Source organism: Streptomyces muensis, assembly GCF_021474425.1.
GTDB lineage: Bacteria > Actinomycetota > Actinomycetes > Streptomycetales > Streptomycetaceae > Streptomyces > Streptomyces muensis.
Map to the genome: position 1 here is coordinate 1 of NZ_JAKEIP010000448.1, position 3,927 is coordinate 3,927.

3 protein-coding genes and 1 pseudogene are annotated in these 3,927 nt (G+C 67.8%); all 4 read left to right on the plus strand.

The genetic code is table 11. The annotated features are described in order from the left end of the window. Window positions 1-219, plus strand: a pseudogene (locus tag L0P92_RS42775) (hypothetical protein); the annotation flags it as partial. Between the two features lie 297 nt (window positions 220-516). Further along, window positions 517-1,422: a S1 family peptidase gene (locus L0P92_RS42780; RefSeq protein WP_234768536.1), complete on the plus strand. Its 906-nt coding sequence runs from the start codon at window positions 517-519 to the stop codon at window positions 1,420-1,422. A 183-nt stretch (window positions 1,423-1,605) separates the two neighbouring features. Next, window positions 1,606-2,484, plus strand: coding sequence for a slipin family protein (locus L0P92_RS42785; RefSeq protein WP_234768538.1), 879 nt, complete (start codon window positions 1,606-1,608; stop codon window positions 2,482-2,484). A 277-nt stretch (window positions 2,485-2,761) separates the two neighbouring features. Continuing rightward, entirely contained in the window at window positions 2,762-3,844 is a 1,083-nt protein-coding gene (locus tag L0P92_RS42790; protein WP_234768537.1) for a S1 family peptidase, read from the plus strand. The last annotated feature ends 83 nt before the right edge of the window (window positions 3,845-3,927 follow it).

Sequence of the window (3,927 nt, forward strand, 5' to 3'; positions counted from 1 at the left end):
GGTGACTTCGGTGGGTTCGGCGGGGTGCCGGCGCCTCAGCCGCCGAAGCGGCGTGGGTTCTGGGCGGGCTGTGGGATGTTCTGGCTGCTGTGCTGCACCTGCAAGCTGTGCTGTGCGAAGGAGTACGAGGGGCCGTGGTCGCGTAAGAAGCGTGAGGGCTGCTGCCGGGACTGTGACTGCGACGGGTGCGATTGCTGTTGCCCTTGCGACGGTTGCTAGGTCTTCCGTTTGGGGGCGGGGGAGGGGGTGCCGCTCGCGGTGGTCTGCCGTCTGCGGGTCCGTTGTGGCTGGTCGCGCAGTTCCTCGCGCCCCTAGATGGGCGTTGTCGTACCGGTGGTTCAACAGTTGACGGCCGAAAGGCGCTCTTGCGCCAACCGGCCGTTCGGCCGAATACTCCCCCTCAGCGCTTGTCAGGGGCACGACGTGTTCGGAATCCGGAGACGGTGGGCCGGCTGACTGCGCCTCACGGGCCCCGACCCCACGCGGGCCCCCGACTTCCCTTGGAGGGAACGAAAAGTGAGGATCAAGCGCACCACCCCCCGCAGTGGCATTACGAGACGGACCCGGCTGATCGCCGTTTCCTCCGGACTCGTGGCCGCGGCCGCGATTGCGATCCCCAACGCGACCGCCGCGGAGACTCCCGCGACCTTCAGCGCCGCCGAGCTCAAGAGCGTCAGCGGCTCCGTGCTGAAGGCCGACGTCCCCGGTACCGCCTGGGCCGTCGACAGCAAGACCAACCGCGTCATGGTGACCGTCGACTCCACGGTCTCCCAGGCGGAGATAGCGAAGATCAAGAAGCAGGCCGGGGCGGACGCCGACGCGCTCACCATCAAGCGCACCCCCGGCAAGTTCAGCAAGTTCATCCAGGGCGGCGACGCCATCTATGCGAGTAGCTGGCGCTGCTCGCTCGGCTTCAACGTCCAGGACAGCAGCGGCAACCAGTACTTCCTGACGGCCGGCCACTGCACCGACGGTGCGGGCACCTGGTACTCCAACTCCGGTCGTACCCAGGTCATCGGCTCGACCGCCGGCTCCAGCTTCCCGGGCAACGACTACGGCATCGTGCGGTACTCCGGTTCCGTCAGCCGGCCCGGCACCGCGAACGGCGTGGACATCACCCGCGCGGCCACGCCCAGCGTGGGCACCACCGTCATCCGCGACGGCTCCACCACCGGCACGCACAGCGGCCGGGTCACCGCCCTGAACGCGACCGTCAACTACGGCGGCGGCGACGTCGTCGGCGGTCTGATCCAGACCACCGTCTGCGCCGAGCCCGGCGACTCCGGCGGTTCGCTCTACGGCAGCAACGGGACCGCGTACGGTCTGACCTCCGGTGGCAGCGGCAACTGCTCCTCCGGCGGCACGACCTTCTTCCAGCCGGTCACCGAGGCGCTCAGCGCGTACGGCGTCAGCGTCTACTGACAGCTCTGTTCGGCCTGATCGACAGCAGGCAGCAGGCAGCAGGCAGCCGGCAGCCAGCAGCAGGTGAGCCCCCGCACGCAACCGTCGTGCGGGGGCTCGCCCTTGTTCCCGCGCCGGGGTTACCGTCGACGCGCAGGCAGTTCTCCCCTGTAGTGCGCCCACGTCGGACCCTGGGGGTCGGTGATGGTCGAGGAGCTGGTGGCGGCGGGAGTGACGCTCGTGTCCGCCGGTGTGGTGTACGCGGCGGCGGCCGCGCGGGTCGTCAAGCAGTACGAACGGGGCGTGGTCTTCCGCCTCGGCAAGCTTCGGCCTCAAGTGCGTGGGCCCGGGTTCACGCTGATCGTGCCGGGTGTGGACAAACTGCGCAAAGTAAACATGCAGATCGTGACGATGCCGGTGCCGGCGCAGGAGGGCATCACCCGGGACAACGTCACGGTGCGGGTCGACGCCGTCGTCTACTTCAAGGTGACCTCGCCGGCCGACGCTGTCGTCCGGGTGGAGGACTACCGGTTCGCGGTCGCGCAGATGGCGCAGACGTCGCTGCGGTCCATCATCGGCAAGAGCGAACTGGACGATCTGCTGTCCAACCGTGAACAGCTCAACCAGGGGCTGGAGTTGATGATCGACAGCCCGGCCGTGGAGTGGGGCGTGACGATCGACCGGGTGGACATCAAGGACGTTTCGCTGCCCGAGACCATGAAGCGGTCGATGGCGCGGCAGGCGGAGGCCGACCGGGAGCGGCGGGCGCGGGTGATCAACGCCGACGCGGAGCTCCAGGCATCCAAGAAGCTGGCGGAGGCGGCGCATCAGATGGCCGACGCGCCGGCGGCTCTTCAGCTTCGGCTGCTCCAGACGGTGATGGCGGTGGCGGCCGAGAAGAACTCCACGCTGGTGCTTCCGATTCCGGTGGAGTTGTTGCGATTTCTGGAGAAAGGGGCGCAGCGGGGGGCGGGCTCCGGGGAGCGGTCGGCCGTGGGGTCGTCGTCCGTGGAGGGTGAAGTTCCGCCCCTTGAGCCGCGCTTGGAATCGGATCCCGAAGGGTCGATTTTGAGACAGGAGTAGACCTCACGCCTTGCGTATGGTTCGCTCGCTTGCAGTGTTTGCTGTGTGAAGAGGCCCCGTGTGACTGTGCACGGTCAAGACGAGGGGGGCGTGCAACCGTGTTCTACGCGCGTCCGGAACTCGACCTTGTGCGCTCCCCATGGGTCTCGGAATAGTGAGCGTTGTTCAACCGGTGCGGGTGCGGCTTTTGTTGTGTGTCGCCCTCGTGGCCGTACGCCTTCCGGTCCGACGAGGTCCCCACAACCTTTCGGGCCGACCCCCCACAGGAGGACGTGAGTTGAAGCACCGACGCATACCCAAGCGGCGTGCAGCCGTGGCAGGTGCGGGTATCGCCGCACTGGTCGCCGCGGGCGTGACCTTGCAGACTGCGAACGCGAGTGAGACGCCCGAGGCGTCGACGCCGAAGATCCTTTCGGTCGGCGCGGCCGGAAAGCTCGCCTCGACGCTCGCCAAGGACCTCGGCGGGGACGCCGCGGGTACCTACTACGACGCGCAGACCAAGAACCTTGTCGTGAACGTCCTCGACGAGGCCGCCGCCGACGCCGTCGAGGCGGCCGGCGCCAAGGCCAGAGTCGTGGAGAACTCCCTCGCCGAGCTGAAGAGCGCGCGTACGACGCTCAAGCAGGACGCGACCATTCCCGGCACCGCGTGGGTGACGGACCCGGCGACCAACAAGGTGGTCGTCACCGCTGACCGTACGGTGTCCGACGCCGAGTGGGCCAAGCTCGGCAAGGTCGTCGACGGGCTGGGTGCCACGGCGGAACTGAAGCGGACGAAGGGGGAGTTCAAGCCCTTCATCGCGGGTGGTGACGCCATCACCGGTGGCAGTGGCCGTTGCTCGCTCGGCTTCAACGTCGTCAAGGGCGGCGAGCCGTTCTTCCTGACCGCCGGGCACTGCACCGAGGGCATCACGGAGTGGTCGGACGCGGACGGCAACGCGATCGGCACCAACGCGGACTCCAGCTTCCCGGACAACGACTACGGGCTGGTCAAGTACACGGCCGAGGTTGACCACCCGAGCGAGGTCAATCTCTACAACGGGTCGTCGCAGGCCATCAGCGGGGCTGCGGAGGCCACGGTCGGTATGGAGGTCACCCGGAGCGGGTCGACCACCCAGGTGCACGACGGCAAGGTCACCGGGCTGGACGCCACCGTGAACTATGGCAACGGTGACATCGTCAACGGGCTGATCCAGACGGACGTCTGCGCCGAGCCGGGTGACAGTGGTGGGTCGCTGTTCTCCGGTGACAAGGCGATCGGGCTCACGTCCGGTGGTAGCGGGGACTGCACCTCCGGTGGGGAGACGTTCTTCCAGCCGGTGACTGAGGCGCTGTCCGCCACGGGTACTGAGATCGGCTGACGGTTCGTCTTCGTCGATCGTTTCGTCAAGTCCCGCCCCTGTGTGTGAGGGGCGGGGCTTTTCGTGTTGGTGCGGGTGGGTGG

Coding starts and splice junctions, on each gene's coding strand:
- L0P92_RS42785 (WP_234768538.1), top strand. CDS start 1,606: ATGGTCGAGGAGCTGGTGGCGGCGGGAGTGACGCTCGTGTCCGCCGGT.